The organism is Streptomyces sp. NPDC087787, assembly GCF_044743035.1.
GTDB lineage: Bacteria > Actinomycetota > Actinomycetes > Streptomycetales > Streptomycetaceae > Streptomyces.
The window spans coordinates 1-26,872 of sequence record NZ_JBIUVQ010000011.1 but is presented as its reverse complement, the minus strand read 5'-3'; the positions used below and the strand labels follow the sequence as shown (position 1 = coordinate 26,872).

General features: G+C 72.1%; 28 protein-coding genes and 2 pseudogenes. 11 read left to right on the top strand and 19 right to left on the bottom strand.

What is annotated here, in order from left to right; genetic code table 11:
* Positions 1-6 precede the first annotated feature (6 nt).
* From ACIOWN_RS18675 to ACIOWN_RS18660, 4 genes are read left to right on the top strand one after another with little or no spacing between them, the layout of a single operon-like run.
* On the top strand, positions 7-1,314 hold the full coding sequence (locus ACIOWN_RS18675; protein ID WP_401982791.1) for an ABC transporter substrate-binding protein: 1,308 nt from the start codon (positions 7-9) through the stop codon (positions 1,312-1,314).
* The gene (locus ACIOWN_RS18670) at positions 1,311-2,207 is read left to right on the top strand and encodes a carbohydrate ABC transporter permease (RefSeq protein ID WP_100569785.1); all 897 of its coding nucleotides are present in this window, start codon (positions 1,311-1,313) and stop codon (positions 2,205-2,207) included. Before ACIOWN_RS18675 ends, ACIOWN_RS18670 begins: the two co-directional genes overlap by 4 nt.
* A gap of 4 nt (positions 2,208-2,211) precedes the next feature.
* Positions 2,212-3,111 (top strand): carbohydrate ABC transporter permease, encoded by a 900-nt coding sequence (locus ACIOWN_RS18665; RefSeq protein ID WP_401982789.1) that lies wholly within the window; start codon positions 2,212-2,214, stop codon positions 3,109-3,111.
* Positions 3,112-3,169: 58 nt separating this feature from the next.
* Positions 3,170-5,494: a glycoside hydrolase family 3 N-terminal domain-containing protein gene (locus ACIOWN_RS18660; protein WP_401982787.1), complete on the top strand. Its 2,325-nt coding sequence runs from the start codon at positions 3,170-3,172 to the stop codon at positions 5,492-5,494.
* Positions 5,495-5,912: 418 nt separating this feature from the next.
* Here ACIOWN_RS18660 and ACIOWN_RS18655 read toward each other — a convergent pair whose 3' ends face one another.
* From ACIOWN_RS18655 to tsaB, 4 genes are read right to left on the bottom strand one after another with little or no spacing between them, the layout of a single operon-like run.
* Positions 5,913-6,179, bottom strand: coding sequence for a hypothetical protein (locus ACIOWN_RS18655; RefSeq protein ID WP_401982786.1), 267 nt, complete (start codon positions 6,177-6,179; stop codon positions 5,913-5,915).
* Complete coding sequence (gene tsaD, locus ACIOWN_RS18650) at positions 6,176-7,282, bottom strand: tRNA (adenosine(37)-N6)-threonylcarbamoyltransferase complex transferase subunit TsaD (protein WP_362346613.1); 1,107 nt, start codon at positions 7,280-7,282, stop codon at positions 6,176-6,178. The genes ACIOWN_RS18655 and tsaD overlap by 4 nt, the downstream gene beginning before the upstream one ends.
* Entirely contained in the window at positions 7,275-7,805 is a 531-nt protein-coding gene (rimI, locus tag ACIOWN_RS18645; protein ID WP_383733274.1) for a ribosomal protein S18-alanine N-acetyltransferase, read from the bottom strand. The genes tsaD and rimI overlap by 8 nt, the downstream gene beginning before the upstream one ends.
* On the bottom strand, positions 7,802-8,455 hold the full coding sequence (gene tsaB / locus ACIOWN_RS18640) for a tRNA (adenosine(37)-N6)-threonylcarbamoyltransferase complex dimerization subunit type 1 TsaB (RefSeq protein WP_362346616.1): 654 nt from the start codon (positions 8,453-8,455) through the stop codon (positions 7,802-7,804). Before tsaB ends, rimI begins: the two co-directional genes overlap by 4 nt.
* 94 nt (positions 8,456-8,549) lie before the next feature.
* Here tsaB and ACIOWN_RS18635 point away from each other — a divergent pair, with 94 nt between their 5' ends.
* Positions 8,550-9,125, top strand: a complete 576-nt coding sequence (locus tag ACIOWN_RS18635; protein WP_362346617.1) for a hypothetical protein — start codon at positions 8,550-8,552, stop codon at positions 9,123-9,125.
* Between the two features lie 119 nt (positions 9,126-9,244).
* On the opposite strand, the gene ACIOWN_RS18630 is transcribed toward ACIOWN_RS18635, so the two are convergent.
* The 7 genes and pseudogenes from ACIOWN_RS18630 to ACIOWN_RS18600 all read right to left on the bottom strand — a co-directional run.
* Positions 9,245-9,433, bottom strand: a complete 189-nt coding sequence (locus tag ACIOWN_RS18630; RefSeq protein ID WP_401982784.1) for a hypothetical protein — start codon at positions 9,431-9,433, stop codon at positions 9,245-9,247.
* A gap of 130 nt (positions 9,434-9,563) precedes the next feature.
* The gene (gene tsaE, locus ACIOWN_RS18625) at positions 9,564-10,082 is read right to left on the bottom strand and encodes a tRNA (adenosine(37)-N6)-threonylcarbamoyltransferase complex ATPase subunit type 1 TsaE (RefSeq protein WP_362346619.1); all 519 of its coding nucleotides are present in this window, start codon (positions 10,080-10,082) and stop codon (positions 9,564-9,566) included.
* A complete protein-coding gene (locus ACIOWN_RS18620) occupies positions 10,051-11,304 on the bottom strand; it encodes an alpha/beta hydrolase (protein ID WP_362346621.1) in 1,254 nt (417 codons plus the stop codon). Before ACIOWN_RS18620 ends, tsaE begins: the two co-directional genes overlap by 32 nt.
* A gap of 120 nt (positions 11,305-11,424) precedes the next feature.
* Positions 11,425-12,633, bottom strand: coding sequence for an alanine racemase (alr, locus tag ACIOWN_RS18615; protein ID WP_401982783.1), 1,209 nt, complete (start codon positions 12,631-12,633; stop codon positions 11,425-11,427).
* Between the two features lie 90 nt (positions 12,634-12,723).
* Positions 12,724-14,160 carry an NAD(P)H-hydrate dehydratase gene (locus tag ACIOWN_RS18610; protein ID WP_401982782.1) on the bottom strand — a complete coding sequence of 479 codons (1,437 nt, stop codon included), beginning with the start codon at positions 14,158-14,160 and terminating at the stop codon, positions 12,724-12,726.
* Between the two features lie 71 nt (positions 14,161-14,231).
* Positions 14,232-14,603, bottom strand: coding sequence for a holo-ACP synthase (locus tag ACIOWN_RS18605; RefSeq protein ID WP_401982781.1), 372 nt, complete (start codon positions 14,601-14,603; stop codon positions 14,232-14,234).
* 30 nt (positions 14,604-14,633) lie between these two features.
* Positions 14,634-14,940, bottom strand: a pseudogene (locus ACIOWN_RS18600) (ATP-binding protein); the annotation flags it as partial.
* On the opposite strand from ACIOWN_RS18600, the pseudogene ACIOWN_RS18595 reads away from it, so the two are divergent.
* The 3 genes and pseudogenes from ACIOWN_RS18595 to ACIOWN_RS18585 form a co-directional block, all read left to right on the top strand.
* Positions 14,941-15,735: pseudogene (locus tag ACIOWN_RS18595) on the top strand (helix-turn-helix domain-containing protein); the annotation flags it as partial. It abuts the pseudogene before it with no gap.
* Positions 15,736-15,743: 8 nt separating this feature from the next.
* On the top strand, positions 15,744-15,944 hold the full coding sequence (locus tag ACIOWN_RS18590; protein ID WP_401982931.1) for a DUF397 domain-containing protein: 201 nt from the start codon (positions 15,744-15,746) through the stop codon (positions 15,942-15,944).
* Between the two features lie 11 nt (positions 15,945-15,955).
* On the top strand, positions 15,956-16,174 hold the full coding sequence (locus tag ACIOWN_RS18585) for a DUF397 domain-containing protein (protein ID WP_362346628.1): 219 nt from the start codon (positions 15,956-15,958) through the stop codon (positions 16,172-16,174).
* Here the strand turns inward: ACIOWN_RS18585 and glmS are convergent.
* Both glmS and ACIOWN_RS18575 read right to left on the bottom strand, forming a co-directional pair.
* A complete protein-coding gene (glmS, locus tag ACIOWN_RS18580; protein WP_362346630.1) occupies positions 16,135-17,982 on the bottom strand; it encodes a glutamine--fructose-6-phosphate transaminase (isomerizing) in 1,848 nt (615 codons plus the stop codon). The genes ACIOWN_RS18585 and glmS overlap by 40 nt on opposite strands.
* Positions 17,983-18,082: 100 nt before the next feature.
* Complete coding sequence (locus tag ACIOWN_RS18575; RefSeq protein ID WP_401982780.1) at positions 18,083-18,874, bottom strand: hypothetical protein; 792 nt, start codon at positions 18,872-18,874, stop codon at positions 18,083-18,085.
* Positions 18,875-19,087: 213 nt separating this feature from the next.
* Between ACIOWN_RS18575 and coaA the strand changes: the two genes are divergently transcribed.
* Together coaA and ACIOWN_RS18565 are read left to right on the top strand one after the other, a co-directional pair.
* Positions 19,088-20,056, top strand: coding sequence for a type I pantothenate kinase (gene coaA / locus ACIOWN_RS18570; protein WP_401982929.1), 969 nt, complete (start codon positions 19,088-19,090; stop codon positions 20,054-20,056).
* A 16-nt stretch (positions 20,057-20,072) separates the two neighbouring features.
* Positions 20,073-21,026, top strand: coding sequence for a DUF389 domain-containing protein (locus tag ACIOWN_RS18565; RefSeq protein ID WP_362346636.1), 954 nt, complete (start codon positions 20,073-20,075; stop codon positions 21,024-21,026).
* A gap of 6 nt (positions 21,027-21,032) precedes the next feature.
* On the opposite strand, the gene glmM is transcribed toward ACIOWN_RS18565, so the two are convergent.
* From glmM to rplM, 3 genes are all read right to left on the bottom strand, one after another.
* Complete coding sequence (gene glmM, locus ACIOWN_RS18560; protein ID WP_362346638.1) at positions 21,033-22,391, bottom strand: phosphoglucosamine mutase; 1,359 nt, start codon at positions 22,389-22,391, stop codon at positions 21,033-21,035.
* Positions 22,392-22,595: 204 nt separating this feature from the next.
* Positions 22,596-23,108 carry a 30S ribosomal protein S9 gene (gene rpsI / locus ACIOWN_RS18555; protein ID WP_010036632.1) on the bottom strand — a complete coding sequence of 171 codons (513 nt, stop codon included), beginning with the start codon at positions 23,106-23,108 and terminating at the stop codon, positions 22,596-22,598.
* Positions 23,109-23,150: 42 nt separating this feature from the next.
* Positions 23,151-23,594, bottom strand: a complete 444-nt coding sequence (rplM, locus tag ACIOWN_RS18550; protein WP_030173943.1) for a 50S ribosomal protein L13 — start codon at positions 23,592-23,594, stop codon at positions 23,151-23,153.
* A gap of 391 nt (positions 23,595-23,985) precedes the next feature.
* Here rplM and ACIOWN_RS18545 point away from each other — a divergent pair, with 391 nt between their 5' ends.
* The gene (locus tag ACIOWN_RS18545; RefSeq protein ID WP_362346641.1) at positions 23,986-24,864 is read left to right on the top strand and encodes a hypothetical protein; all 879 of its coding nucleotides are present in this window, start codon (positions 23,986-23,988) and stop codon (positions 24,862-24,864) included.
* 41 nt (positions 24,865-24,905) lie between these two features.
* Here ACIOWN_RS18545 and truA read toward each other — a convergent pair whose 3' ends face one another.
* The 3 genes from truA to ACIOWN_RS18530 all read right to left on the bottom strand — a co-directional run.
* Positions 24,906-25,760 (bottom strand): tRNA pseudouridine(38-40) synthase TruA, encoded by an 855-nt coding sequence (truA, locus tag ACIOWN_RS18540; RefSeq protein WP_362346643.1) that lies wholly within the window; start codon positions 25,758-25,760, stop codon positions 24,906-24,908.
* 93 nt (positions 25,761-25,853) lie between these two features.
* Positions 25,854-26,348: a 50S ribosomal protein L17 gene (gene rplQ / locus ACIOWN_RS18535; RefSeq protein WP_100569758.1), complete on the bottom strand. Its 495-nt coding sequence runs from the start codon at positions 26,346-26,348 to the stop codon at positions 25,854-25,856.
* 206 nt (positions 26,349-26,554) lie between these two features.
* A partial coding sequence (locus ACIOWN_RS18530) for a DNA-directed RNA polymerase subunit alpha C-terminal domain-containing protein (RefSeq protein ID WP_030173928.1) occupies positions 26,555-26,872 on the bottom strand: 318 nt, incomplete at its 5' end.

Here is a 26,872-nt window from a genome sequence, read left to right as displayed (position 1 = left end):
CGTCACATGGAGTCCTACAGCAGGCGCTGGTTTCTCGGCGCCGGCGCCACCACCCTCATCACCGCGGGCCTTACCGCCTGCGGCACCGGCAGCGGCTCCGGCAGCTCGGGCGACACGCTCACGGCGATGGTGTACGGCGACGACGCGGTGAAGGTGCAGTCCGCGGCCGTCAAGCGGTTCAACGCCTCCGCCGCGGCCAAGAAGGCGAACGGCAGGATCCAGCTGGAGAAGGTGCCGGGCTCGGACTACCCGGCCAAGCTGCGCACCGCGATGGGCTCGCCGCACGCCCCGGACGTGTTCTTCAACTGGGGCGGCGGCTCCATCAAGGCGTACAAGGACGCGGGCCAGCTGATCGACCTCACCGACACCATCGGGTCCGACCCGGTCCTCAAGAGCGGCTTCCTGCCCTCCGTGCTCGCGGCCGGGGCGCTCGGCGGCCGCAACTACGGCGTCCCGATGCGCGGCATGCAGCCGGTGATGCTCTTCTACAACAAGGCCATGTTCGCCGAGCACAAGCTCCAGCCGCCCACCACCTGGGACCAGCTGCTCGACAACAACGCCAAGCTGAAGAAGGCGGGCATCGCCCCGTTCGCGCTCGGCGGCGCCGACGTCTGGCCGGAACTGATGTGGCTGGAGTACCTGGTGGACCGCATCGGCGGGCCCCAGGTCTTCGAGAAGATCAAGAACGGCGACGCCTCCGGCTGGGGGGACCCGGCCGTCCTCAAGGCCGCCCAGACGGTCAAGCAGCTCATCGACGACGGCGCCTTCGGCCAGGGCTTCAGCTCGGTGGCGTACACCAACAAGGGCGCGCCGGCGGTCTTCGCCAAGGGCAAGGCGGCCATGCACCTGATGGGCTCGTGGGAGTACTCCACGCAGCTCGGCGAGTTCCCGGACTTCGCCAAGAAGAACCTGGGCTGGTGCCCGTTCCCGAAGTTCGACGGCGGCGCCGGCGACATCCGCAACGTCGTCGGCAACCCGACCAACTACTGGTCGGTGAACAACCGTACGCCCAACAAGGACGCGGCGATCGCGTTCCTGAAGGAGTGCGCCTCCGAGCAGTACGCCAAGGACCTGATCGCCAACGGCGACATCCCGACCACGTCCAACGCGGCCAAGCTGCTGGACGCCGCTCCCAACCCCGAGTTCGCCAGGTTCCAGTACGAGATGGTGCAGCAGGCCCCCGCCTTCACCCTGAGCTGGGACCAGGCGGTCGACCCGAACATCTCCACGCCGATGCTCACCGAGATCAACAAGCTGTTCGTGGGCAAGTCGAGCCCGAGCCAGTTCGTATCCGCGCTCCAGGGGCTGAAGTGAGTTCGACGGTCTCCACCGGGACGAAGGGCAGGCCTGGGCAGGGCGTGCGGGCCGGTCGCCCGCACGCCGCCTGGGCCCTGCCCGGCGTTCTGTTCTTCGCCTTCTTCGCCATCGCACCGATGGCCCTGGCCTTCTACCTGTCCTTCACCTCGTGGAACGGCCTGGGCGACCCCGAACCGGCGGGACTGGCCAACTGGCGGAAGCTGTTCAACGACCCGCGCCTGACCCAGTCGATCACGGTGACCGTGCTGCTCACCGTGGTCAGCTGGACCTTCCAGACGGTGATCTCGCTGCTGCTGGGCGTCTGGGCGGCCGGCCGCCAGCGCAACCGGGCGGTGCTCTCCGCGATCTTCTTCACGCCGTTCCTGCTGTCCTCGACGGCGATCGCGCTGCTCTTCTACTCCCTGCTCGACCCGAACTTCGGCATCATCCGCGGGGACACGTTCGGCTCGACGTCCGGCGCCTTCCTGGCGATCGTCTTCGTCGGCGGCTGGCAGTTCATCCCCTTCCACACCCTGATCTACCAGGGCGGGGCGCGGCAGATCCCGGAGGTCCTGTACCAGGCGGCGGCCATCGACGGTGCCGGCCGCTACCGCCAGTTCTTCTCGATCACCCTGCCCCAGCTGCGCAACACGGCGACCACGTCCAGCGTGCTGATGATCGTCGGCTCACTCACCTACTTCGAGACCGTCCTGATCCTGACCCAGGGCGGCCCCGGGACGGACACCGCGATCCTGCCGTACCTGATGTACGAGGCGGGCTTCAAGAGCTACGACTTCGGTTACGCGAGCGCCATCGCGTCCTTCCTCGTCGTGGCCGCCACCGCGCTGTCGCTGCTGCTGGTCCGGCTGACCGGCTTCGGTGCCATGCGCAGCACCAGGGAAGGAATGTGACGAGGTGTCACACGATACGCTGCCGCGCCGTCCGCTGGGCGCCCCCGAGGCGGGGGTGACCGCGGCCACCGCGCACCGCCGCCGCCACTGGACCAGGCGCCGGAACCCGCTGGCCGGCCTCGGCTCGGTGATCTGGCTGGTCGTCGTGATCATCCCGATCTACGCGATGATCTCGACCTCGCTGACCCGGCAGGACGAGTCGCTGGGCAACGCCCTGGACCCGCCGAAGCACCCGACCCTGGAGAACTACAACACCGTCCTGCACAGCGGGTTCGGCCATCTCCTCGCCAACACGATCACCGTGGCGGCGGCGGTGGTGGCCATCGTCCTCGTACTGTGCGTCCCGCTCGCCTACGTCGCCGTCCGCACCCGCAGCTTCTGGTCGGGGGCGGCCTTCCGCATGTTCCTGCTCGGAGTCGCGATCCCGGCCCAGGCGGTCGTCGTCCCGCTCTACCTGATGATCGCCAAGCTGAACCTCTACGACAGCCTGCTCGCGGTCATCCTGCCGACGGCGGCGTTCGCGATGCCGGTCTCGACACTCATCCTCACCGGCACCCTGCGGGACATCTCCGAGGAGCTCTACGAGGCGATGGCACTGGACGGCGCCTCCCCCACCAGGATGCTGTTCCAGCTCGTCATCCCGATGTCCAAGGGCGGCATCAGCACGGTCGTCGTCTACTCGGCCCTCCAGGCCTGGAACGGCTTCCTCTTCCCGCTGATCTTCACCCAGTCCGACGGCCCGCGCGTGCTGACCCTCGGACTGTTCAACTACGTCAGCGAGTTCGGAGTGAACATCCCCGCGCTGCTCGCCTCCGTCGTCCTCTCCGGCATCCCGATCTTCGCCGTCTACCTGGTGGCCCGGCGGGCCCTCGTGGGCGGCCTGATGGGCGTGGGCGGCAAGTGACCCGGCCCGTCCGGCGGCAGCCGAATCCCCCCTCAGCGACAGACCCGACAGGAGTTTCATGACCACCGCCCCCTGGCGCGACCCCGCCCTGTCCGCCGCCGCCCGTGTCGACGACCTGCTGTCCCGGATGACTCTCCCGGAGAAGGTCGCCCAGCTCTACGGCGTGTGGGTGGGCGCCGCGACGGACGGCGACGGCGTCGCCCCGCACCAGGAGCAGATGAACACGGACTACGACTGGGACGAGCTGATCACCCTCGGGCTCGGCCAGCTCACCCGCTCCTTCGGCACCGCCCCCGTGAACCCGGCGCTGGGCGCGCAGGCACTGGCCCGCGCCCAGCGCCGGATCGCCGAGGCCGGCCGCTTCGGCATCCCGGCGGTCGCGCACGAGGAGTGCCTGGCCGGCTTCACCGCCTGGGGCGCGACCGCCTATCCGGTCCCGCTGGCGTGGGGCGCCACGTTCGACCCGGAGCTCGTGGAGGAGATGGCCGGCCGCATCGGGCGGGACATGCGCTCGGTGGGCGTGCACCAGGGGCTCGCGCCCGTCCTGGACGTGGTCCGCGACTTGCGCTGGGGCCGGGTCGAGGAGACCGCCGGCGAGGACCCGTACCTGGTCGGCACGATCGGCAGCGCGTACGTGCGGGGCCTGGAGTCGGCGGGGATCGTGTCCACGCTGAAGCACTTCGCCGGGTACGCCTCCTCGGCGGGCGCCCGCAACCTGGCCCCCGTGCGGGCCGGCACCCGGGAGTTCGCCGACGTCACGCTCCCGCCGTTCGAGATGGCGCTGCGCGAGGGCGGCGCGCGCTCGGTGATGGCCGCGTACACGGAGACGGACGGCGTCCCGGCCTCCGCGGACCCGCAGCTGCTCACCGAACTCCTGCGCGACCAGTGGGGTTTCACCGGCACGGTGGTCGCCGACTACTTCGCCATCGACTTCCTGCGGACCCTGCACCGGGTCGCCGGCACCCCGGCCGAGTCGGCGCACCTGGCCCTGGCCGCCGGGATCGACGTCGAACTGCCGACGCTGAAGTGCTACGGCAAGGAACTGGTCGCGGCGGTCCAGGACGGCACCGTCGCGGAGTCCCTGGTGGAGCGCGCGGCCCGCCGTGTCCTGCTCCAGAAGTGCGAACTGGGCCTGCTGGACGAGGACTGGGCCGCGGACACCCCCACCGAGTCGATCGACCTGGACTCCGCGGAGAACCGGGCCGTGGCCCGCCGGGTGGCCGAGGAGTCGGTGGTGCTGCTGGCCAACCCGGACGGGGTGCTGCCCCTCTCCCCCGACACCCGGATCGCGGTCGTCGGCCCCCGGGCGGCGGACGCCCTGGCCATGCTGGGCTGCTACTCCTTCCCCTCGCACGTGGGCACCCAGCACCCCGAGGTGCCCATGGGCATCGAGATCCCCACCCTGCTGGACGCCCTGCGCGGCGAACTGCCCGACGCGAAGGTGACGTTCACGGAGGGCTGCGACGTCTCCGAGCCCGACGTCTCGGGCTTCGAGGAGGCGGTCGCCCGGGCGCGGGAGGCCGACGTGTGCGTGGCCGTCCTCGGCGACCGCTCGGGCCTGTTCGGCCGGGGCACGTCGGGCGAGGGCTGCGACGTGGCGGACCTGGCGCTGCCCGGCGTGCAGGGCGCGCTGCTGGACGCGCTGGTGGAGACGGGCGTCCCCGTGGTCCTCGTCCTGCTCACCGGCCGCCCCTACGCGCTCGGCCGCTGGGACGGCCGGCTCGGCGCGGCCGTCCAGGCGTTCTTCCCGGGCGAGGAGGGCGGCCCGGCGGTCGCGGGCGTCCTGTCGGGCCGTGTGAACCCCTCGGGCCGGCTGCCGGTGAGCGTGCCGCGCGGGCCCGGCGGCCAGCCGTGGACGTACCTCCAGCCGCCGCTGGGCCTCGCGGGCGAGGTGAGCAACCTGGACCCGACCCCGCTGTACCCGTTCGGGCACGGAGTGTCCTACACGGCGTTCGAGTGGTCGGACTTCCAGGGCAACGATGTCATCGGGAACGGCACGGAGATCGGCACGGACGGCTCGTACGACGTCTCCGTGGCCGTGCGCAACGCCGGTGACCGGGCCGGCGCGGAGGTCGTGCAGCTGTACCTGCACGACCCGGTGGCGTCGGTGACCCGCCCGGACGTCCGCCTGATCGGCTACCGGCGGCTGGAGCTGGAGCCCGGCGAGTCCCGCCGGGTGACCTTCCGCTTCCACGCGGACCTGTCCGCGTTCACCGACCGCACGGGCCGGCGCGTGGTCGAACCGGGCGCCCTGGAACTCCGCCTGGCCGCATCGGCGTCGGACGTCCGCCACACGGCCCACCTGACCCTGACGGGCCCGGTACGGGAGGTCGGCGCGGAGCGCCGTCTGCGCTGCGAGACGGAAACCGCACCGACGGCTTGACCTGCCCCCAGGGGGCTGCCGCCCCCAGACCCCCGCTTTCGGCCTGAACGGCCTCGTCCTCAATCGCCGGAGGGGCTGAAAAAACAGCCCACCCGGCGATTGGGACGGCACGGGGGTCCGGGGCGCGGCCGAAAGCGGGGATGCAGGGGAAAAGCTCCCGCCGGGGTTCGGTGCGGAGCCCCGCGGACGGGATCCCTCAACTCACCGAGACGGGCGGGAGGGTGGGCGGAAGCCGTAAAAAACCCCGCCCCCGGTTGCACCGGGGGCGGGGTTCCATCGAGCGCCGGGCAGGCCTTGCACCTGCATTTCCCCGCAGGAAGCGGGGCGTCTTTCCTTGGACCACCAACGCACTGCTTGCGAACCTCAGTTGGCCGCTTGCGTGTGATGATCATAGACCACTGGAGGGGCCGGAGGCCAATCAGCCGTCCTGGTCGTCCCCCACCGGCTCGAACCGCCACCGATGCACGGCCCGCGTGACCAAGTCCCCCGAAGGCTCGGGGAGTTCCGGAAGCTCGGCGGTGAACTCCGCGTCCCACCAGGTGATGACGAGCACCCGGTCCTGCGGGGCGCGGAAGGTCTCCCGCCGCAGGGGCCGCCGGCCGAGTTCCTGCCGCCGCGCCCAGGCGAGCAGTTCCTCCCCCCGGCCCGCGACCGCCCGCGCCTCCCACATCAGCGCCACCGTCACGGGTACAGGTTCTCCTTGCTGACCTCGTGCACATGGTCGTGGGTGTGCCCGGTGCCCGGCACATGCGGGTCCGTCACCGGCAGGGACGAGTCCGCCGACAGATCCCAGCCGGAGGCCGCGCGGCCCCGCGAGACCATCTCGGCGCCGAGTGCCGCGACCATCGCGCCGTTGTCCGTGCACAGCTTGGGCCGGGGCACGCGCAGCCGGATCCCGGCCGCCTCGCACCGCTCCTGCGCCAGGGCCCGCAGCCGCGAGTTCGCGGCCACGCCGCCGCCGATCATCAGATGGTCGACGCCCTGGTCCTTGCAGGCCCGTACGGCCTTGCGGGTCAGCACGTCCACCACCGCCTCCTGGAAGGACGCGGCCACGTCACGCACCGGCACGTCCTCCCCGGCCGCCCGCTTGGCCTCGATCCAGCGGGCCACCGCCGTCTTCAGACCGGAGAAGGAGAAGTCGTAGGCGGGGTCGCGCGGACCCGTCAGCCCGCGCGGGAAGGCGATCGCCGCCGGGTCGCCCTCCCTGGCGTACCGGTCGATGACCGGCCCGCCCGGGAAGCCCAGGTTCAGCACGCGCGCGATCTTGTCGAAGGCCTCGCCCGCCGCGTCGTCGATCGTCGCGCCCATGGGCCGTACGTCCGAGGTGATGTCCGTGGACAGCAGCAGAGAGGAGTGCCCGCCGGACACCAGCAGCGCCATCGTGGGCTCCGGCAGCGGGCCGTGCTCCAGCTGGTCCACGCAGATGTGCGAGGCGAGGTGGTTGACGCCGTACAGCGGCTTGCCCAGGGCGTAGGCGTACGCCTTGGCCGCCGAGACGCCGACGAGCAGGGCGCCGGCCAGACCGGGCCCTGCGGTGACCGCGATGCCGTCCAGGTCCCGGGCGCCCACCCCCGCCTCCTTCAGCGCGCGCTCGATGGTCGGCACCATCGCCTCCAGGTGGGCCCGGGAGGCCACCTCCGGGACGACCCCGCCGAACCGGGCGTGCTCGTCGACGCTGGAGGCGACCGCGTCGGCCAGCAGGGTGGTGCCGCGGACGATGCCGACGCCGGTCTCGTCGCAGGAGGTCTCGATGCCGAGGACGAGCGGCTCGTCCCTCAAGTCAGTCATGGATCTCGGTTCCTTGTACACCGTTGACGGAGGTTGCCGGGTCGGACAGGCGCATCACCACGGCGTCCACGTTCCCCGGCTGGTAGTAGCCGCGCCGGAAGCCGATGGGCTCGAAGCCGAAGCGCTCGTAGAGCTTCTGCGCGCGGACGTTGTCCACGCGGCACTCGAGCATCACCTCCGTGCAGTCGAAGGCGGACGCGGCCCGCAGCAGCTCGGTCAGCAGCCGGGAGCCGAGTCCGGTGCCCCAGTGGTCGCGGGCGACGGCGATGGTCTGCACGTCGCCCTGCCCGCCGGCGGCGACCAGCCCGGCGTACCCCACGAGCCGGCCGTCCTCCTCGGCCACCAGGTAGCGCCGGGTCGCCTCCGGGCCCCTGGAGTGCGCCAGCTCGGACCAGAACATGCCCCGGGACCAGGCGTCCTCGGGGAACAGGTCCTTCTCCAGTTCCAGCACCGGGTCGATGTCCCACCAGCGCATCTCGCGCAGCACGCACCGGGCGGACCCGGTCGTCGTCTGTCCCGTCACTTCGGGGTGACCACCTTGTAGTTCTTGGGCACCTGCGCGTCCGGCCGGCGCAGGTACAGCGGCCGGGGCGCGGGCAGTTCCTCCCCGGCGGCCAGCCGCTCGGCGGCCAGCGAGGCGAGGGCGGCGGCCGAGACGTGTTCGGGCTCGTGCGCCTGCGGGAAGGTCTCGGGGTAGAGCAGCGCGCCGGCGCCGACCGCGGGCAGGCCCCTGACCTGGTCGGCGATGTCGGCGGGCCGGTCCACGGCCGGGTCGGTGACCCGGGTGCGCGAGTCGGCGTAGCGGGCCCAGTAGACCTCCTTGCGGCGGGCGTCGGTCGCCACGACGAAGGGGCCGGGGACGTCGGCCGCGTAGGCGAGGCCGTCGAGCGTGCACAGGCCGTGCACGGGCACGCCGAGGGCGAGTCCGAGGGTGTCGGCGGTCATCAGGCCGACGCGCAGGCCGGTGTACGGGCCGGGTCCGATGCCGGCGACGACGCCCGTGACGGCGTCCAGCTTGAGCCCGGCCTCGGCGAGCACCCGGTCGACGGCCGGCAGCAGGAGCTCTCCGTGCCGGCGCGCGTCCACCTGGCTGGAGGAGGCGATGACGGCCGTACCGTCGTGCAGGGCGACGGTGACGGCGGGGGTGGCGGTATCCAGAGCGAGCAAGAGCACGCAAACAGCCTACGGCTCCCGCGCCTCCGGCACGGCCGCCCGGGTCGGACGGATCACGGCTGCTACGGTCGCCGCGGGACGGCTGGTACGACCGATGCGGAGGTGGACGACCGTGGCACGGAGCAGTGCGGGGTTCGTGGCCGGGCTCACCGCCGCGGCCGTTCTCACGGTCGGCTTCCTCGCCTACCAGGCGCAGGCGACCGTGCCGCGGAATCCGACCGGCCGGCCCGGCCCGAAGGCGACGCACGCGGCGAGCGCCTCCAAGGCGCCCCGCGACAATCGGCGCCCTGCCGCCCTGCCCCGCGGCTCCGGAACCGGCGAGCGGGTCGTGTACTCACTGGACGACGACCGGGTGTGGCTGGTCGGCGCGGACGGGACGGTCCAGAACACCTTCAGGGTCAGCCCCGGCAACGTCGACCCGGCGCCGGGGACCTACGCGGTGGTGTCCCGTTCGAAGGCGATCACCGGGACCGACGGCGTCCCCGTCGAGCACGTGGTGCGGTTCACCAGCACGGACGGGGCGGTCATCGGTTTCAGCGCGGCGGTGGACGGCTCCTGGCCCACGCCCGACCCGGCGATCAAAACCGGCGGCATCCGCGAGTCCCGCGCGGACGGCGAGACGATGTGGATGTTCGCGACCATCGGGCAGAAGGTCGTCGTCATCCGCTAGTGCCGGTCGCGGCACCAGGCGGCCGGCCACCGGAGCAGACCTTCCGTGAGAGCCCGCCGGCCGCCGGCCGCCGGGCACGCCGCCACCGAAGTCAGTCGTCCGCGAGTCAGCCGATCGGGTTACGCCGCTTCGCGGGGCTCCTCCACCGTGCGGGGGTCCGCGGGCTCCGGGACGCGCGGCGGCCGGGAGACGGCGTCGGCGGCGGCGCAGGAGGCCAGCAGGTCACGCATGGACACACCGCCCACCGCGTACGGCCGGGGCCTCGACTGGTACCGCTGCTGGTGTTCGCTGCTCTCCATGGCCGACATGGACGCCTCCTGAGGGCCGGGGGCGGGCGTGGTTAGGCGCGCCTAACCACGGGCTGAACACCATGTGACCACGCCCGGAGCACCCTGCGCAAGAACTTGCCGACGTCCTGTCGGAAACTCCGGGCGGCGCTCAGGCGGTCAGAACGCCCAGGTCGACGGCGGACCACCGGTCCCCGACACCGGTCACCGTCACGTGCCGCACCTCGTCCGTGGTGTCACCGACGGCCCGGTGGATCAGGACCTGGAGCCGGTCGTCGGTCAGCTCCTCGACCTTGCCCTCGCCCCATTCCACGACGACCACCGAGTCCGGCAGCGACACGTCGAGGTCGAGGTCCTCCATCTCGTCGAGCCCGCCGGACAGGCGGTAGGCGTCGGCGTGCACGAGGGGCGGGCCGTCGCCCAGGGAGGGGTGCACCCGGGCGATCACGAAGGTCGGGGAGGTGACGGCGCCGCGCACGTCGAGCCCCTCGCCGAGGCCGCGGGTCAGCGTGGTCTTGCCCGCGCCGAGCTCCCCGCTGAGCATCACGAGGTCGCCCGCGCGCAGCAGCTTGGCCAGCCGGCGGCCCAGCTCGCGCATCTGCTCGGGGGCGGTGACGGTGATCTCGACGGACCCGGGGTCAGGGGTGTGCCGTGCTGCTGGTGCTTCCATAACCGTCAACGGTAGTGCCTGCCGGGACCGCGCCCGCGCGGGCGAGCAGGTCGGCGAGGCGGTCCGTGACGACCTCCGGGTGCTCCAGGATCACCAGGTGACCGGCGTCCGGGACCAGCACCAGCTCCGCTTCGGGGAGCAGGCCGGCGATGGCCTCGCTGTGCTCGCTGGGCGTGACCAGGTCCTGCACCCCGGCCAGGACCAGCACCGGTATGTCCGCGAAGAGGGCGAGCGCCTCGGTCTTGTCGTGGTCGGTGAAGGCCGGGTAGAACTCGGCGACCACGTCGATCGGTGTGCTCTCGATCATCCGCTCGGCGAACCGGGCGACCGCCGGGTCGATGTCCCGGCCGGCGAACGAGTACCGCTTGATGACGCCGGCGAACAGGTCCGCGGTGGCCCGCCGTCCCCTCTCCACCAGCTCGGCGCGCTGCCCGAGCGCCTTGAGCACCCCGGGGAGCACCCGGCGCACCGCGTTGACGCCGGCCACCGGCAGTCCGAAGTTGACCTCGCCGAGCCGTCCGGAGGAGGTGCCGACGAAGGCGGTGGCGACGACCCGCTCCCGGATCAGCTCGGGGTACTGGGAGGCCAGCGCCATCATCGTCATGCCGCCCATGGAGTGCCCGACGAGCACGAGGGGCCCCTCGGGCGCGGCGGCGTCGATGACGGCCTTCAGATCGCGGCCGAGCTGGTCGATGGTCAGTTCCACGCCGTCACGGCTCTGGGCGAGGCCCCGGGCGGACCGGCCGTGGCTGCGCTGGTCCCAGTGGACGGTGCGGACGACTCCGCGCAGGGCGGCGCGCTGGAAGTGCCAGGAGTCCTGGCTGAGGCAGTAGCCGTGGCTGAAGACGACGGTGACGGGGGCGGGAGCCTTGCGTCCGAAGAGCCGCCGGCGGCGCGGGGCGAGGTTCGCGGTGGCGTCGGGGTCGATGTCGTCGACCTCGTAGTGGAGCTCGGTGCCGTCGTCGGCCAGGGCCTTGCCCGGCGTGCCGCGCAGGGCGCCGTAGGGGCCCACGGAGTCCAGGGCGAGCCGGGCCTTGCGGCGTATACCGCGGCCGACGGTCATCCGTTCGATGGCGACCCCGGCGGCGGCGCCCGCCGCCACCACGCCTATCGCCGCGCCGGCGATGCCGGTCGCCCGCCGCCAGCCGCCCGCCGCCTCCGCGGCAGAGGCGACGGCCGCCGTGGCGGCCTTCGCGACGGCCCCCGCACTGCTCTCGCTCACGTACCGCTCCTCTTTTCGCCGTACTGCTGTTCGCCTCAGTGGCCGGCACCGGCCCCGGTGGGTGCGGAGGGTGCCGCGTCCCGCGCGGGGTGCCCTGCCGCGGACGGGTGCCCGCGCGGGTCACCCGTCCTGCTCGGCCCGCTCCCCGCCCTCTGCCCCGTCCGGCTCCTCGTCGACATAGACGCGCGGGACGCGCGATCCGATGCGCGTGACGATCTCGTACGCGATGGTGCCGGCGGCCTGCGCCCAGTCCTCGGCGGTGGGCTCGCCGCGGTCGCCGGGGCCGAAGAGCACGGCCTCGGAGCCGATCTCGGGCTCGTCGCCGCCGAGGTCGACCACGAACTGGTCCATGGCGACCCGTCCGGCGACCGTACGCCACTTGCCGCCGACCAGGACCGGCCCGGTGCCCGACGCGTGCCGCGGGATGCCGTCCGCGTAGCCGACGGGCACCAGGCCGAGGGTGGTCTCGCCGGGGGTGACGTAGTGGTGCCCGTAGCTGATGCCGTGGCCGCCCGGCACGTGCTTCACCAGGGCGAGCGAGGCGGACAGGGTCATGGCGGGGCGCAGCCCGAAGTCGGCCGGGGTGCCGAGTTCCGCACTGGGCGAGACGCCGTAGACGGCGATTCCGGCGCGGACGAGGTCGAAGTGGGTCTCGGGGAGGCTGAGCGCGGCGGGCGAGTTGGCGATGTGCCGCACCTCGGGGCGCAGACCGCGCTGTTCGGCGTGGGCGGTCATCTCGCGGAAGAGCGCGAGCTGCGCGGCGATGGAGGGGTGGCCCGGCTCGTCGGCGCAGGCGAAGTGGGACCACAGCCCGGTGACCCGGATCAGACCGTCGGCCTCGGCGCGCACGGCCTCGGTGACGAGCCCGGGCCAGTCGGCGGGCTGGCAGCCGTTGCGGCCGAGTCCGGTGTCGGCCTTGAGCTGCACACGTGCGGGACGGCCGGCCTGCCGGGCGGCCTCGCGGACCTCCGCCAGCGCCCACAGGTCGCTCACGGACATGTCGAGGTCGGCCTCGATCGCCTCCCGCCAGGGCCCGCCCGGTGTCCACAGCCAGCACATGATCCGCACCCGCTCGGGCGGCAGACCGGCCGCGCGCAGGGCGAACGCCTCCTCGGGCGTGGCGGTGCCCAGCCAGGTCGCCCCCGCCGCGACGGCCGCGCGGGCGCACGGGACCGCGCCGTGGCCGTAGGCGTCGGACTTGACCACGGCCATGACGGCGGCGCCGGACACGCGGTCGCGCAGGGCCCGCACATTGGCCCGTACGGCGGCCAGATCGATTTCGGCACGGGCGCGCAGCGGCGCCGTTCGTGGGTGTGCTGTGTCGTTCATCGCGCCCCCAGTGTCTCAGAGGCATCGGACGGCCCTTCGAGAAGCGGGTCGGCGGCGGGCCCGGTCACGCCGCCGGGCCCCCTTGGCGGCTCAGTCCCGCACGTCCCGCCAGGCCCGCGGGATGGTCTCCGCGATGTCGTGGGCGCCGATCGGCGCGCCGTGCGCGGCGATCCGGCCGGCCAGTCCGTGCAGATAGGCCGCCGCGCTGCCCGCGTCCAGGGCGGAGAGACCGGCGGCCAGCAGCGAACCGGCGAGACCTGACAGCACGTCACCGCTGCCGGCGGTGGCGAGCCAGGACGTACCGGTCGGGTTGACCCGTACGGGGCCGCCGTCCGGGTCGGCGACGAGGGTGGTGGAGCCCTTGAGGAGGACCGTCGCCCGGTAGGCGGCGGCGAGTTCGCGTACGGAGGCCAGCCGCGCGCCCTCGACCTGCTCGCGGGCCACCCCGAGCAGGGCCGCGGCCTCCCCGGCGTGCGGGGTCATCAGGGTCGGGGCGGTACGGGCGCGTACGGCGTCGCGGTCGGCGAGACGCAGCCCGTCCGCGTCGATCAGTACGGGTACGTCGGTCTCCAGCACCTCGGCGACGGTGGCCGCGTCGTCCCCGGCGCCCGGCCCCACCACCCACGCCTGCACGCGGCCGGCCTTGTGCGGCCCCTGGTCGGACACGAGCGTCTCCGGGAAGCGGGCGATGACGGCCTGCCCGGCCGGGCCGACGTACCGCACCGCGCCCGCCCCGCCGCGCAGCGCGCCCGACACGGCGAGCACGGCCGCGCCCGGATAGCGGGCCGAGCCCGCCGCGATGCCGACGACCCCGCGCCGGTACTTGTCGCTCTCGGTGGCCGGTCGCGGCAGCAGCGCGGCCAGGTCGGCGTGCTGGAGCGCCTCCAGTTCGGGTGCGGCGGGCAGCTCGGGGCCCAGGCCGATGTCGACGAGGCGGACCGTGCCGGCGTACTCGCGGGCCGGGTCGACGAGCAGCCCCGGCTTGTGCGTGCCGAAGGTGACGGTCAGGTCGGCGCGCACGGCGTCGCCCAGCACCTGCCCGGAGTCGGCGTCCACTCCGCTCGGCAGGTCCACGGCGACGACGGCCGCCCCGGAGCGTGCCGCGCGCTCGGCCAGTGGCGCGGCGTCGGCGCGCAGGCCGCCCTTGCCGCCGATGCCGACGATGCCGTCGACGACGAGGTCGGCCCGGTCGATCGCCTCCCCGGCGGCGCCGTCCGGGGCCACGCTCCCGCCCGCCCGGCGCAGCGCGGCGAGGCCGCCGGGGTGGGCGCGGCCGGGCGCGAGCAGCACGGCGGTCACCCCGGCACCGCGCCGGGCCAGCCGGGCCCCGGCGTACAGCGCGTCGCCGCCGTTGTCGCCGCTGCCGACCAGCAGCACCACCCGGCGTCCGTACACCCGCCCGAGCAAGTCCGCGCTCGCGGCGGCGAGTCCGGCGGCGGCCCGCTGCATGAGGGCGCCGTCGGGGAGCCTCGCCATGAGCGCGCGCTCGGCTGTCCTGACCGTCTCAACGCTGTACGCGGTACGCATGCGGTCGAGTCTGCCCCGGATGCGTCCGGTCCCGCACGCGGACCGGTGACGGGAGCGGTGACGCGGGCGCGTCAGCCCTCCGCGATCACCACGGCCGAGGCCACGCCCGCGTCGTGGCTCAGGGACAGGTGCCAGGAGCGGACGCCCAGTTCCGCGGCCTTGACGGCGACCGTGCCGCTCACCCGCAGCCGCGGCCGACCGGAGTCCTCGACGTACACCTCCGCGTCGGTCCACAGCAGTCCGGCCGGCGCGCCGAGCGCCTTGGCGAGGGCCTCCTTGGCGGCGAACCGGGCGGCCAGCGACGCCATGCCCCGGCGCCCGCCGCCGGGCAGCAGCAACTCGCTCTGCACGAACAGCCGCGCCGCCAGTCCGGGCGTCCGCTCCAGCGACGCCGCGAACCGGTCGATCTCGGCCACGTCGATACCGACCCCGATGATGCTCATGCGGAGCACCCTACGGCGCGCGGTCCCGGGTCAGGCGGTGGCCAGTTCGCACCAGACGATCTTGCCGCGGTTGCCCTCCCTGGCCAGGGGCTGCCAGCCCCACAGGTCGGAGCAGGCCCGCACGAGCGCCAGCCCGCGTCCCTCCTCTCCCTCGCCCACGCGCTCCAGGGGCACGGGCGGCTCGGGCGGTGCGGGATCGGCGTCCCACGCCCCGATCCGCAGCACCCCCGCGGCCCACCGCAACCGCAGCGCGGCGGGCCCCTTCGTGTGCCGCACGGCTTTTGGACACCAGCTCGGTCGCGAGCAATTCGGCCACGTCGACGAGCCGGATCAGCCCAGGCTCCGCGATGGCGCCGGCCTCACATCGCGGGAGGCGGCCGCGCTACTTGGCGTGAGCCCCGCGCAGATCAGCCAGATCGAGGCCGGCCTCGCCGGCGTGAGCGAGAAGCGTCTGCGCCGGCTGGCGACCCACTACGCCTGTGCGGACGACGAGTTCATCAACGCCCTCGTGCCCCTGGCCACCGACCGGACGCGCGGCTGGTGGGAGAAGTACCGAGGCCTGCTTCCCACGATGTATTTGGACCTCGCCGAACTCGAACATCACGCCACGTACCGGGCTGACGTCGAGTTCCTCTGCATCCCTGGCCTCCTTCAGACGGAGGACTACGCCCGCGCCGCTTTCTCCTACCAGGTACCAGCGCTGCCCGAGGACGAAGTGGCCTTGCGGGTCCGGCACCGCATGGACCGCAAGGTCGTCATCGACGGGCCGACTCCCGTCCCGTACAAAGCAGTGATCCATGAGGCGGCGTTGCGTATCAGGGTCGGCGACCGCGCTGCTGCACGGGCGCAACTCGTCCGTGTGCTGGAACTGTCCGAGGCGGACCAGGTCAGCGTGCGGGTCGTCCCCTTCGACCTGGACGGTTTCGCGGGGGCCTGGAGCAACATGATGCTGGCGGGCGGCACGGTACCCAAACTGGACACAGCCGTTCGCGACGCACCCCACGGCACGGCTCTCATCGACTCCGAGGCACAACTCGGCGTCTTTCGAACGCTCTTCCGTAAAGCAGAAGAGGTGTCACTCGATCCCTCCCGATCGCGTGACTTCATCCACAGGCTGGCCAAGGAATTGTGAGGCTCATCGTGACCACCGCGGTCAACTGGCGAAAGTCGTCCTACTCCGGCGGCGGCGAGGGCAACAACTGCGTCGAGATCGCCAATTTGCCGACGCACATAGCCATCCGTGACTCGAAGACCCCCACCAGGGCCACCCTCACCTTCCCGACCGGAGCCTTCACCGCCTTCGTCAGGGCTCTGAAGACCACCGGCACCCCGGACAACTGAGGCGGCATCCCATGCCCACCCCCGACAACTGGCGGAAGTCTTCCTACTCCGGCCCCGGCGACGGCAACGACTGCGTCGAGATCGCCAACTCCCCCACGCACACAGCCATCCGAGACTCGAAAACCCCGGCCGGAGGCACCGTCACGCTTCCGGCCGAGGTCTTCAGCAGGTTCGTGGAGGCGCTGAAGCGTCACTCCACCGTGACGGACTTCGCCAGGTTCCGCGGCTGATCCACCTCGTTGCCCCGCGCGGTGGCGAGTTCGCAGGCGAAGACCTGCAACGGGACCGTGGCGACCAGCGGCTGGAGCAGGGTCGGGGTGGCCGGGATGCGGATCAGGTGGTCGGCGTACGGGGCGACCGCCTCGTCGCCCTCCTCCGCGATCACGATCGTGCGGGCACCCCTCGCCCGGATCTCCTGGATGTTGGAGACGATCTTGTCGTGGAGGAGGGACCGGCCCCGCGGGGACGGCACCACCACGACCACCGGCAGGTCCTCGTCGATCAGCGCGATCGGCCCGTGCTTCAGCTCGCCCGCCGCGAAGCCCTCGGCGTGCATGTACGCCAGCTCCTTGAGCTTCAGGGCGCCTTCGAGGGCGACCGGATAGCCCACGTGCCGGCCGAGGAACAGCACCGTGTTCTTGTCCGCGAGCGAGCGCGCCAGCGCCCGTACCGGCTCCATCGTCTCCAGGACCCGCTCGACCGCGCCGCCGATCTGCGACAGGTCGCGGATCACCACCTGGATCTCGTCGCCCCACTTGGTGCCGCGGACCTGGCCCAGGTACAGCGCCACCAGGTAGCAGGCCACGAGCTGGGTCAGGAACGCCTTCGTCGAGGCGACCGCGACCTCCGGGCCCGCGTGGGTGTAGAGGACCGCGTCCGACTCGCGCGGGATGGTGGAGCCGTTGGTGTTGCAGATGGCCAGCACCTTGGCGCCCTGCTCCCGGGCGTGCCGCAGGGCCATCAGCGTGTCCATGGTCTCGCCGGACTGGGAGATGGCGATGACGAGGGTCTGGGCGTCCAGGATCGGGTCCCGGTAGCGGAACTCGCTGGCGAGTTCCACCTCGCAGGGGATCCGCGTCCAGTGCTCGATGGCGTACTTGGCGATCATGCCCGCGTGGAAGGCCGTACCGCAGGCGATGATGACGACCTTGTCCATCTCGCGCAGCTCGGCGGCGGAGATGCGGACCTCGTCCAGCGTCAGGGAGCCGCCCGCGTCGATGCGGCCGAGCAGCGTGTCGGCGACCGCCTTGGGCTGCTCGGCGATCTCCTTGAGCATGAAGTAGTCGTAGCCGCCCTTCTCCGCGGCCGCCGCGTCCCAGTCGACGTCGTAGGAGCGGACGTCGGCGGGCCGGCCGTCGAACCCGGTGACCGTCACCCCGTCCCGGCGCAGCTCCACCACCTGGTCCTGACCCAGCTCGATCGCGGAGCGGGTGTGGGCGATAAACGCGGCGACGTCGGAGGCGAGGAAGGCCTCGCCCTCCCCAACGCCCACGACCAGTGGGGAGTTGCGGCGGGCGCCCACGACCACGTCCGGCTCGTCGGCGTGCACGGCGACCAGCGTGAACGCGCCCTCGAGGCGGCGGCACACCAGCCGCATGGCCTCCGCGAGATCGGCGCTCACCGAGAACTCCTCGGCGAGCAGGTGCGCCACGACCTCGGTGTCGGTCTCGGAGTTCAGCTCGTGTCCGCGCTCGGTCAACTCGGCCCGCAGCGCGGCGAAGTTCTCGATGATGCCGTTGTGGACGACGGCGACCCGCCCCGAATTGTCCAGGTGCGGGTGGGCGTTGCCGTCGGTGGGCCCGCCGTGGGTGGCCCATCGGGTGTGCCCGAGGCCCGTGGAACCGGTCGGCAGTGGCCGGTCCGCCAGTTCCTTCTCCAGGTTGACCAGCTTCCCGGCCCGCTTGGCCGCCGCCAGCCCGCCGTCCGCGAGCACGGCGACACCGGCCGAGTCGTAACCCCGGTATTCCAGCCGTTTCAGACCGGCCATCACGACTTCGAGTGCCGACTGCGACCCCACGTATCCCACGATTCCGCACATGGGCGGCAGCCTACGGGCCCGCACCCATCGAAAGCGGGGACTTCGTGCCCGAAATCGGAAATTCCCACCGGGGCAGGAGGGGCCCCGGTGGGTCACGCCATCACTTCAGCTTGGCGAGCTGCGCGTCGACGAGCGCCGTGGGGAAGTCGAAGTCCTTGCCCGAGACGGCCGCCGCGAGGTTGATGGCGGGGAGGTAGGCCACGGTGGCGCCCTTGCGGACGACGACGGCCTTCACCGGCGCCTTGACGTCGTCGGCGTTCATGGTCTGCGTCACCGCGAAGGCCTCGTCGGCGCCCTCGGGCGCCTGGGCCACGGCCACCTCGGCGATCCCGGTCCTGGTGCCGTCCGCCGTGTAGGAGTACCCGCCGGCGCACTTGTCGGCGGCCGTCCGAAGGTCCTTCAGCGCCTGCTCGGCGCCGCCGTCGTCGTAGGAGGCGAGCGTCACGATGACCTTCTCCCGGTCGAGTCCGGCCAGCAGGGCGACCTTGGGGTCGGCGCCCGCCGCGGGCTTCTTCCCGTCGGCCAGCCACGACCGCTTCACGGTGGCGGCGGGCGTGCCCACCCAGCTGCCGGCCTGGAGGAGCGCCAGCGGCGTGCAGGCGGCGTCGCCGGTCTTCACCTTGTCCTGGGCGACGTCGTCCTTCGCCGGCAGCTCGGTGACCTTGCCGCTCTTGACGTCCGCCTGGGTCAGCGCGGCCTTCACCAGTTCGGCGGCGCCGAGCGCCTTGGCCGGGGCGGCGGAGGCGGAGGCGGTCTTGTCGGCCTGCGCGGTGCTGCCGCCGCCGGCCTTCGCGTCCTTGCTGTCGGAGGAACCGCCGCAGGCGGTGGCGAGCAGGACCAGAGCGGCGGTGGACGCGGCGAGCGCGGTACGGCGGACCACGAGGGAACTCACGGAAGGTCACTCTTTCTCTTCGGACCGGCGGACGGTCTCCCCGGCCAGTCACCGCACTCTATGTGCCGCGGCCCCGGGATGATCTTGAATAAACGGCCCGGTATCCGAACGTGACGCCGACGTGATCCCCGCTCCCCGCCGACGTGACACAGCCCACCCTGCGCGCTGTTCGAACTCCGTTAACAATGGAATGTGATCTCTCCGGTCTCCTCGATGCCCCGGAGCGCCCACCGGTCCCGGCCGGAGGCGACTCCCTACGTCGACCTCACCCGCGCCGAATGGAGCGCGTTGCGTGACAAGACGCCGTTGCCGCTCTCCGCCGCGGAGGTCGAGCGACTGCGCGGTCTCGGCGACGTGATCGACCTCGACGAGGTGCGGGACATCTACCTGCCGCTGTCCCGGCTGCTCAACCTCTACGTCGGCGCCACGGACGGGCTGCGCGGCGCGCTGAACACGTTCCTCGGCGAGCAGGGTTCCCAGTCCGGCACGCCCTTCGTGATCGGGGTGGCCGGCTCGGTCGCCGTCGGCAAGTCGACCGTCGCCCGGCTGCTCCAGGCACTGCTGTCCCGCTGGCCCGAGCATCCGCGGGTCGAGCTGGTCACCACCGACGGGTTCCTGCTGCCCACACGGGAGTTGGAGGCGCGGGGGCTGATGTCGCGCAAGGGCTTCCCGGAGTCGTACGACCGGCGGGCCCTGACCCGGTTCGTCGCCGACATCAAGGCCGGCAAGGACGAGGTGACCGCGCCCGTCTACTCCCACCTCATCTACGACATCGTCCCCGACGAGAAGCTGACCGTGCGGCGCCCCGACATCCTCATCGTCGAGGGCCTGAACGTCCTCCAGCCCGCCCTGCCCGGCACGGACGGCCGCACCAGGGTCGGACTCGCCGACTACTTCGACTTCAGCGTGTACGTCGACGCGCGCACCGAGGACATCGAGCGGTGGTACCTGGACCGGTTCGGCAAGCTGCGCACGACGGCCTTCCAGGACCCGTCCTCGTACTTCCGCAAGTACACCCAGGTGTCCGAGTCGGAGGCCCTCGACTACGCCCGCAGGATGTGGCGGACCATCAACAAGCCGAACCTGGTGGAGAACATCGCACCCACCCGGGGCCGTGCCACGCTCGTGCTGCGCAAGGGCCCCGACCACAAGGTGCAGCGGCTGAGCCTGCGCAAACTGTGACGTCTACGCTGCCGCCATGCTGCATCTGCGCCTGATCACACCGGCCGAACGGACCGACGCCGTGGTGCGTCTGATCGAGACGACGGTCGGCACCGCGCACCTGGTCGTACTGCCCTCCGCCGCCCGCGACCCGGCCGGTGACGTGGTCCTGTGCGATGTCGCGCGCGAGGCCGCCGACGAACTCCTCGACGGACTGCGGGAGCTGGGCATCGAACGCAGCGGCTCCGTCTCCGTCGAGACCCCCGACCTGACGCTCTCCGCCCGGGCCGAGCGGGCGGAGAAGGCGGCACCGGGCGAGAGCGCGGACGCGGTGCTGTGGCAGGAGCTGACGGAGGCCACGCACGAGGAGTCGACGCTGTCGGTCACCTACCTCGCGTTCCTCACGCTGGCCACCATGATCGCCGCCTGTGGTGTGGTGCTCGACAACGCCGTCCTGATCGTCGGCGCGATGGCCGTGGGACCGGAGTTCGGGCCGCTGGCGGGCATCGGCACGGCCCTGGTGCAGCGGGCACCGCGGCTGGCCCTGCGCTCGCTGATCGCCCTGCTGGCCGGCTTCGCGCTGGCGATGGCGGTCACCGCCGGCTTCACGCTGTTCATGGACGCCGTCGGACTGTTCAGCAAGGCGAAGCTGGAGGGCGCCCGGCCCAACACCGCCTTCGTCTACGCCCCCGACGCGTTCTCCTTCGTCGTGGCGGTCCTCGCCGGAGCCGCCGGCACGCTCTCGCTGACGTCCGCCAAGTCCGGCGCCCTGATCGGTGTGGCCATCTCCGTGACCACCGTCCCGGCCGCCGCGAACGCGGCCGTCGCGCTCGCCTACGGCGACACCGCCCAGACCGCGGGCTCGACGGTCCAGCTTCTGCTGAACATGCTCGGCATCGTCCTGGCCGGCACGCTCACCCTGCTCGCCCAGAAGTGGTTCTGGGCGAGGCAGCGCGAGCGCACGTCCAAGGCCGGCCAGGGCCTGCCGTAGGACCGGTCAGCCGAGCGCCGACTTCACCGAATCGGCCAGGCGGCCCGCCACCGAGCGGGCCTGCTCGATGTCCGCGGCCTCGACCATCACGCGGACCAGCGGCTCGGTGCCCGACGGGCGCAGCAGCACGCGGCCCGTCTCGCCCAGCTCCCGCTCCGCCTCGGCGACCGCGGCGGCGAGGTCGGCGGAGGTCTTCACCCGGGTCTTGTCCACGTCGGGCACGTTGACGAGGACCTGCGGCAGGCGCTCCATCACGGAGGCCAGGTCCCGCAGCGTACGGCCGGTCCCGGCGATCCGGGCGGCCAGCATCAGGCCGGTGAGCGTGCCGTCGCCGGTGGTGGCGTGGTCCAGGATGATGACGTGGCCGGACTGCTCGCCGCCGAGGGCGTAGCCCTTGTCCTTCATCTCCTCCAGGACGTAGCGGTCGCCGACGGCGGTCCGCACGAGCTGGATGCCCTCGCGCTCCATGGCCAGCTTGAAGCCCAGGTTCGACATCACGGTCGCGACGACGGTGTCGGAGGGCAGTGCGGAACGCTCCCGCATCGCCAGCGCCAGCACGGCCAGGATCTGGTCGCCGTCGACCTCCTCGCCGGTGTGGTCCACGGCCAGGCAGCGGTCGGCGTCGCCGTCGTGCGCGATGCCCAGGTCGGCGCCGTGCTCGGTGACGGCGGCCTTGAGCGGGCCGAGGTGGGTCGAGCCGCAGCCGTCGTTGATGTTCAGGCCGTCCGGGTCTGCGCCGATGGTGACGACCTCGGCCCCGGCGCGCCTGAAGGCCTCCGGGGAGACGCCGGCCGCGGCGCCGTGCGCCTCGTCGAGCACGATCTTCAGGCCGTCGAGCCGGTTCGGCAGGGCGCCGACGAGGTGGGCGACGTACCGGTCGAAGCCCTCGTCGTACTCGCGGACCCGGCCCACGCCGGCGCCCGTCGGGCGGTTCCAGGGCGCGCCGGTGCGGTGCTCCTCGTAGACGGACTCGATCCGGTCCTCCAGCTCGTCGGCGAGCTTGTGACCGCCCCGGGCGAAGAACTTGACACCGTTGTCCGGCATGGCGTTGTGGCTGGCCGACAGCATCACGCCGAGGTCGGCGCCGAGCGCCCCGGTCAGGTACGCCACCGCCGGTGTCGGCAGCACGCCGACCCGCAGGACGTCCACGCCCGCGCTCGCCAGGCCCGCGACCACGGCCGCCTCCAGGAACTCCCCGGACGCGCGCGGATCCCGCCCGACCACCGCCGTCGGTCGGTGGCCCTCGAAGGTTCCCGCCTCGGCCAGTACGTGCGCCGCGGCGACCGAGAGACCGAGCGCGAGCTCGGCGGTCAGGTCCGCGTTGGCGACACCACGGACGCCGTCCGTGCCGAAGAGTCGTCCCACTTGTCCTCCTGAGGAAGCGTCAGTTCGAGAAGAGGGCCGGTCCGTGGGCCGGTCCATGGCATTCGACGCTCCGGGCATCCGATCACACCAGCCGTTGAGCACCTTGTGCCGTTATACGCCCAAGCTTTGCGATAAACGAACGCCCCGGAGGCACATAGGCGTGCCGCCGGGGCGTTCGGAGTACGTGCAGGGGCGCCGTCGAGATTAGCGCTTGCTGTACTGCGGGGCCTTGCGGGCCTTCTTCAGACCGGCCTTCTTGCGCTCGACCGCACGGTCGTCACGACGCAGGAAGCCCGCCTTCTTCAGCGCGCCGCGGTTGTTGTCGACGTCGGCCTCGTTCAGGGCACGGGCGACACCGAGACGGAGGGCACCGGCCTGACCGGAGACGCCGCCGCCGGCGATGCGGGCGATGACGTCGTAACGGCCCTCGAGCTCGAGCACCTTGAAGGGCTCGTTGACTTCCTGCTGGTGCACCTTGTTCGGGAAGTAGTCCTCGAGGGTGCGACCGTTGATCTTCCACTTGCCGGTGCCCGGGACGATCCGGACGCGGGCAATGGCGTTCTTGCGACGGCCCAGGCCGGCGGCCGGCTGGGGCTCACCGAAGCGGGACGCCATCGACTCCGAGGTGTACTCGCCCTCGACGGGGACCTCGGACTCGGTGGTGTAGCTGTCGATGTCAAGCTCTTCGAGCGGCTGCTCGGCAGTGGTCTCGGCCACGATTCTCCTCAGATTCTCTTCAGTCTTAGGGGGTGGCCGGACTTACTGCGCGACCTGGGTGATCTCGAACGGCACCGGCTGCTGGGCGCCGTGCGGGTGCTGGTCACCCTTGTAGACCTTCAGCTTCGAGAGCATCTGACGGCCCAGGGAGTTCTTGGGGAGCATGCCCTTGACGGCCTTCTCGATGGCCTTCTCCGGGTTCTTGTCCAGCAGCTCGTCGTAACGGACGGAGCGCAGACCACCCGGGTAGCCGGAGTGGCGGTACGCCATCTTCTGGGTCCGCTTGTTGCCGGAGAGGTGCACCTTGTCCGCGTTGATGATGATGACGAAGTCACCAGCGTCGACGTGCGGCGCGTAGATCGGCTTGTGCTTGCCCCGCAGAAGGGTGGCGGCGGTGGACGCCAGGCGGCCCAGGACGACGTCCTGGGCGTCAATGACGTGCCACTGGCGCGTGATGTCGCCGGGCTTGGGGCTGTACGTACGCACGGTTCGTAGCCTTCGCTTCTTCAGTGAGTGGTCCTGACAAGGTCACCAAAGACGATCACGACAGCCCTGACCGCACAGCGGTGACGCAAACCGCGTGCTGGTCGCTGGTCATCGGCCCGGTGGACCGGTGTAAGGGCCCGTCCCGTGAGAATGAGCAAGCCAATACACAACGAAGATGCAGGATACCCGGGGCGGCCTGGCCGGGTCAAAACGGGTGTACGACCGCGGGTCCCGGCGGTTCCCGCCCCTCCGTCCAGGCCCGCGATCCCGGCCGCTCCACGGCTGGTATCGGCTGTCGGCGCGCCGCTTTGTACCGGCGTGCACCGAAGGCCCCGGGAGAGCGGCCGCGGGCGGCGCGAAGGGCCCTCGGAGCCCGTCTAAGATGCGCCCCATGAGTTATGGGCAGGGGGGCTCGCAGTCCCAGTGGGATCCCTGGAAACCGAATTCTGAGCAGTCGCCGAACAGCGGGGGCAGCGGTCAGAACCCTGACTGGGCCGCGCTCGCCGACGCCTCGGAGGCACGGAGCAGACGGCGCCGGCTGCTGTTCATCGGCGGCGGCGTGCTGGCCACCGTCGGGATCGGCGCCGCCGTCGCGATGGCCGTGGTGTCGGCGAACGGCGACACCAACGCGTCGGGCGGGCCGGCCACACGACTGCCCGGCTCCGTCCTGCCGAGCGACTCCGCCACGGCGCCGTCCTTCGCCCCGACCACCGCCCCGCCTCCGCTGGACCCGAAGGACTTCATATCCAGCGCGAAGAAGGACACGGCCCCGCTCAGCGTGGACACCCTCTTCCCGGGCGCCCAGCTGACCATGGGCGAGACCGTGTACAAGAAGGGCCCCACGGACGACAGCAAGAACTGCGCCGCGGTCGCCCAGGGCACGCTCGCCAAGGCCCTCACGGACAACGACTGCACCCGCCTGCTGCGGGTGACCTACAGCCAGGGCGGCGTCGCGCTGACGGTCGGCATCGCCGTCTTCGACACCGAGGCGCAGGCGCTCAAGGCGAAGGGCGCGACGGACAACAAGAGCATCATCAAGCCGCTGTCCGGCGGCGGCGTGAAGGCCTTCTGCAACGGCGCCGTCTGCCGCTCCACGACCAACTCCTACGGCCGCTACGCCTACTTCACCCTCACCGGCTTCGCCAACGGCACGAGCGTGACGAACAAGGACACCGCGGCCTTCAAGGCCGGCGACGACCTCGCCGAGTTCTCCTTCCAGCAGATCCGCCGGCGCGGCGAGACCCAGGCGTCGGCGGCGGCCGGCCAGTAACAGCCGGCCGCCCGCCGCACGGGGGAACCGGCGGCGGCCGCTCAGCAGCAGCCGGCCGCCGGCAGGGACCGCTTGTTGCGTGCCTCCCGGCTGCGCGCGGCCAGCATCTCGTCGGCCGGGTACCCGACCTCCTCCAGGGTCAGCCCGTGCGGCCGCACGACGTGCACGGCGGAGTCCCGCACCCCCGCGGCCAGCACCTTCCCCGGCCAGTCCGGCGGACGGTGGCCGTCGCCGACGAACAGCAGCGCCCCGATGAGCGAGCGCACCATGTTGTGGCAGAACGCGTCGGCCCGGACGGTGGCCGTGACGACGCCGTCCCCGCCGCGTTCCAGGCTCAGCTCCTGGAGGGTGCGGATGGTGGTCGCGCCCTCGCGCCTCTTGCAGTAGGCGGCGAAGTCGTGCTCGCCGAGCAGCCGCCGCGCGGCCTCGTTCATGGCGTCGACGTCGAGCGGCCAGTCGTGCCACAGGACGTGGCCCCGCAGCAGCGGGTCGACACCGCCGGGGTTGTCGGTGACACGGTAGGCGTAGCGGCGCCAGACGGCCGAGAACCGGGCGTTGAAGCCGCTGGGCGCGGGCCGCAGCGCCCACACCCGCACATCCCTGGGCAGCCGCCCGGCGAGCCGCTTGAGCAGCTTCTCGTGGTGCTCGCGCCAGACGCGCTCGGGCAGGTCCACGTGCGCCACCTGGCCCCGCGCGTGCACCCCGGCGTCGGTCCGTCCGGCCACGGTCAGCTCGTACGTCTCCCCGGACCGCGTGACCGTGCGCAGCGCGTCCTCGATCTCCCCCTGCACGGTCCTCCTGCCGCCGGCCTGCTTGGCCCAGCCGTGGAAGGCGGTGCCGTCGTAGGACAGGTCGAGACGGACGCGGACATGACCGGGCTGTACTTCGTCACTCACGTGCAGATCCTCTCAGGGCGGATCCCTCGGGAAGAAACGCGGAAGCGGGCCCGCCCCCGAAGGGCGGACCCGCTTCCGGCGTCAGGCAGTGCCTCAGGCGTCCTTGGACTCCTCGGCGGCGGCCTCCTCGGCCGGGGCCTCGGTGGTCTCCTGAGCCTTGGCCTCCTCGGCCTCCTTGACCGCGCGCTTGGTGGCGGCCTCGGCCTCACCCACGGCGTTCTGCTGCACCGTCAGCGCCTCGACCAGCTCGATCACGGCCATGGGCGCGTTGTCGCCACGGCGGTTGCCGATCTTGGTGATACGGGTGTAGCCACCCGGACGGTTCTCGTAACGCGGGCCGATCTCGGTGAAGAGCGTGTGCACGATGCTCTTGTCCGTGATGACCTGGAGCACCTGACGGCGGTTGTGAAGGTCGCCCTTCTTCGCCTTGGTGACCAGACGCTCGGCGTACGGGCGCAGGCGGCGGGCCTTCGCCTCGGTGGTGGTGATGCGGCCGTGCTCGAACAGCGCCTTCGCGAGGTTCGCGAGGAGCAGCTTCTCGTGCGCGGCGCTGCCGCCCAGACGGGCACCCTTGGCGGGCTTCGGCATGGTTCTTCTCCTAGGTGTCTGCCCCGGCCGTATCAGGTACCGGAGTCAGTATCCGAGCGAGCGGTTGCCCGTCGGAGATCCGGACAGGGCCCCGAAGGGGTCCGTCCGGAAGGGGCGCGGGGCTGCGGGCGCTATGCGGCTCCGCCGCGTGGGCGCGACCAGCCACAACCGGCCCGCAGACACAGTACGGCCTCCCCGCGGAGCGCTCAGTACTGCTCGGTCTCGACGAACCCGGCATCCGCGTCGTCGTCGGCGCCGAAGGCGTCCGCGGCGGCGGTCGGGTCGAATCCGGGCGGGCTGTCCTTCAGGGCCAGGCCCATGCCGGCCAGCTTCGCCTTGACCTCGTCGATGGACTTCGCACCGAAGTTGCGGATGTCCAGCAGGTCCGCCTCGGAACGCGCGACCAGCTCACCCACGGAGTGGATGCCCTCGCGCTTGAGGCAGTTGTAGGAGCGGACCGTGAGCTCCAGCTCCTCGATCGGCAGCGCCAGGTCGGCGGCCAGCGCGGCGTCCGTCGGGGACGG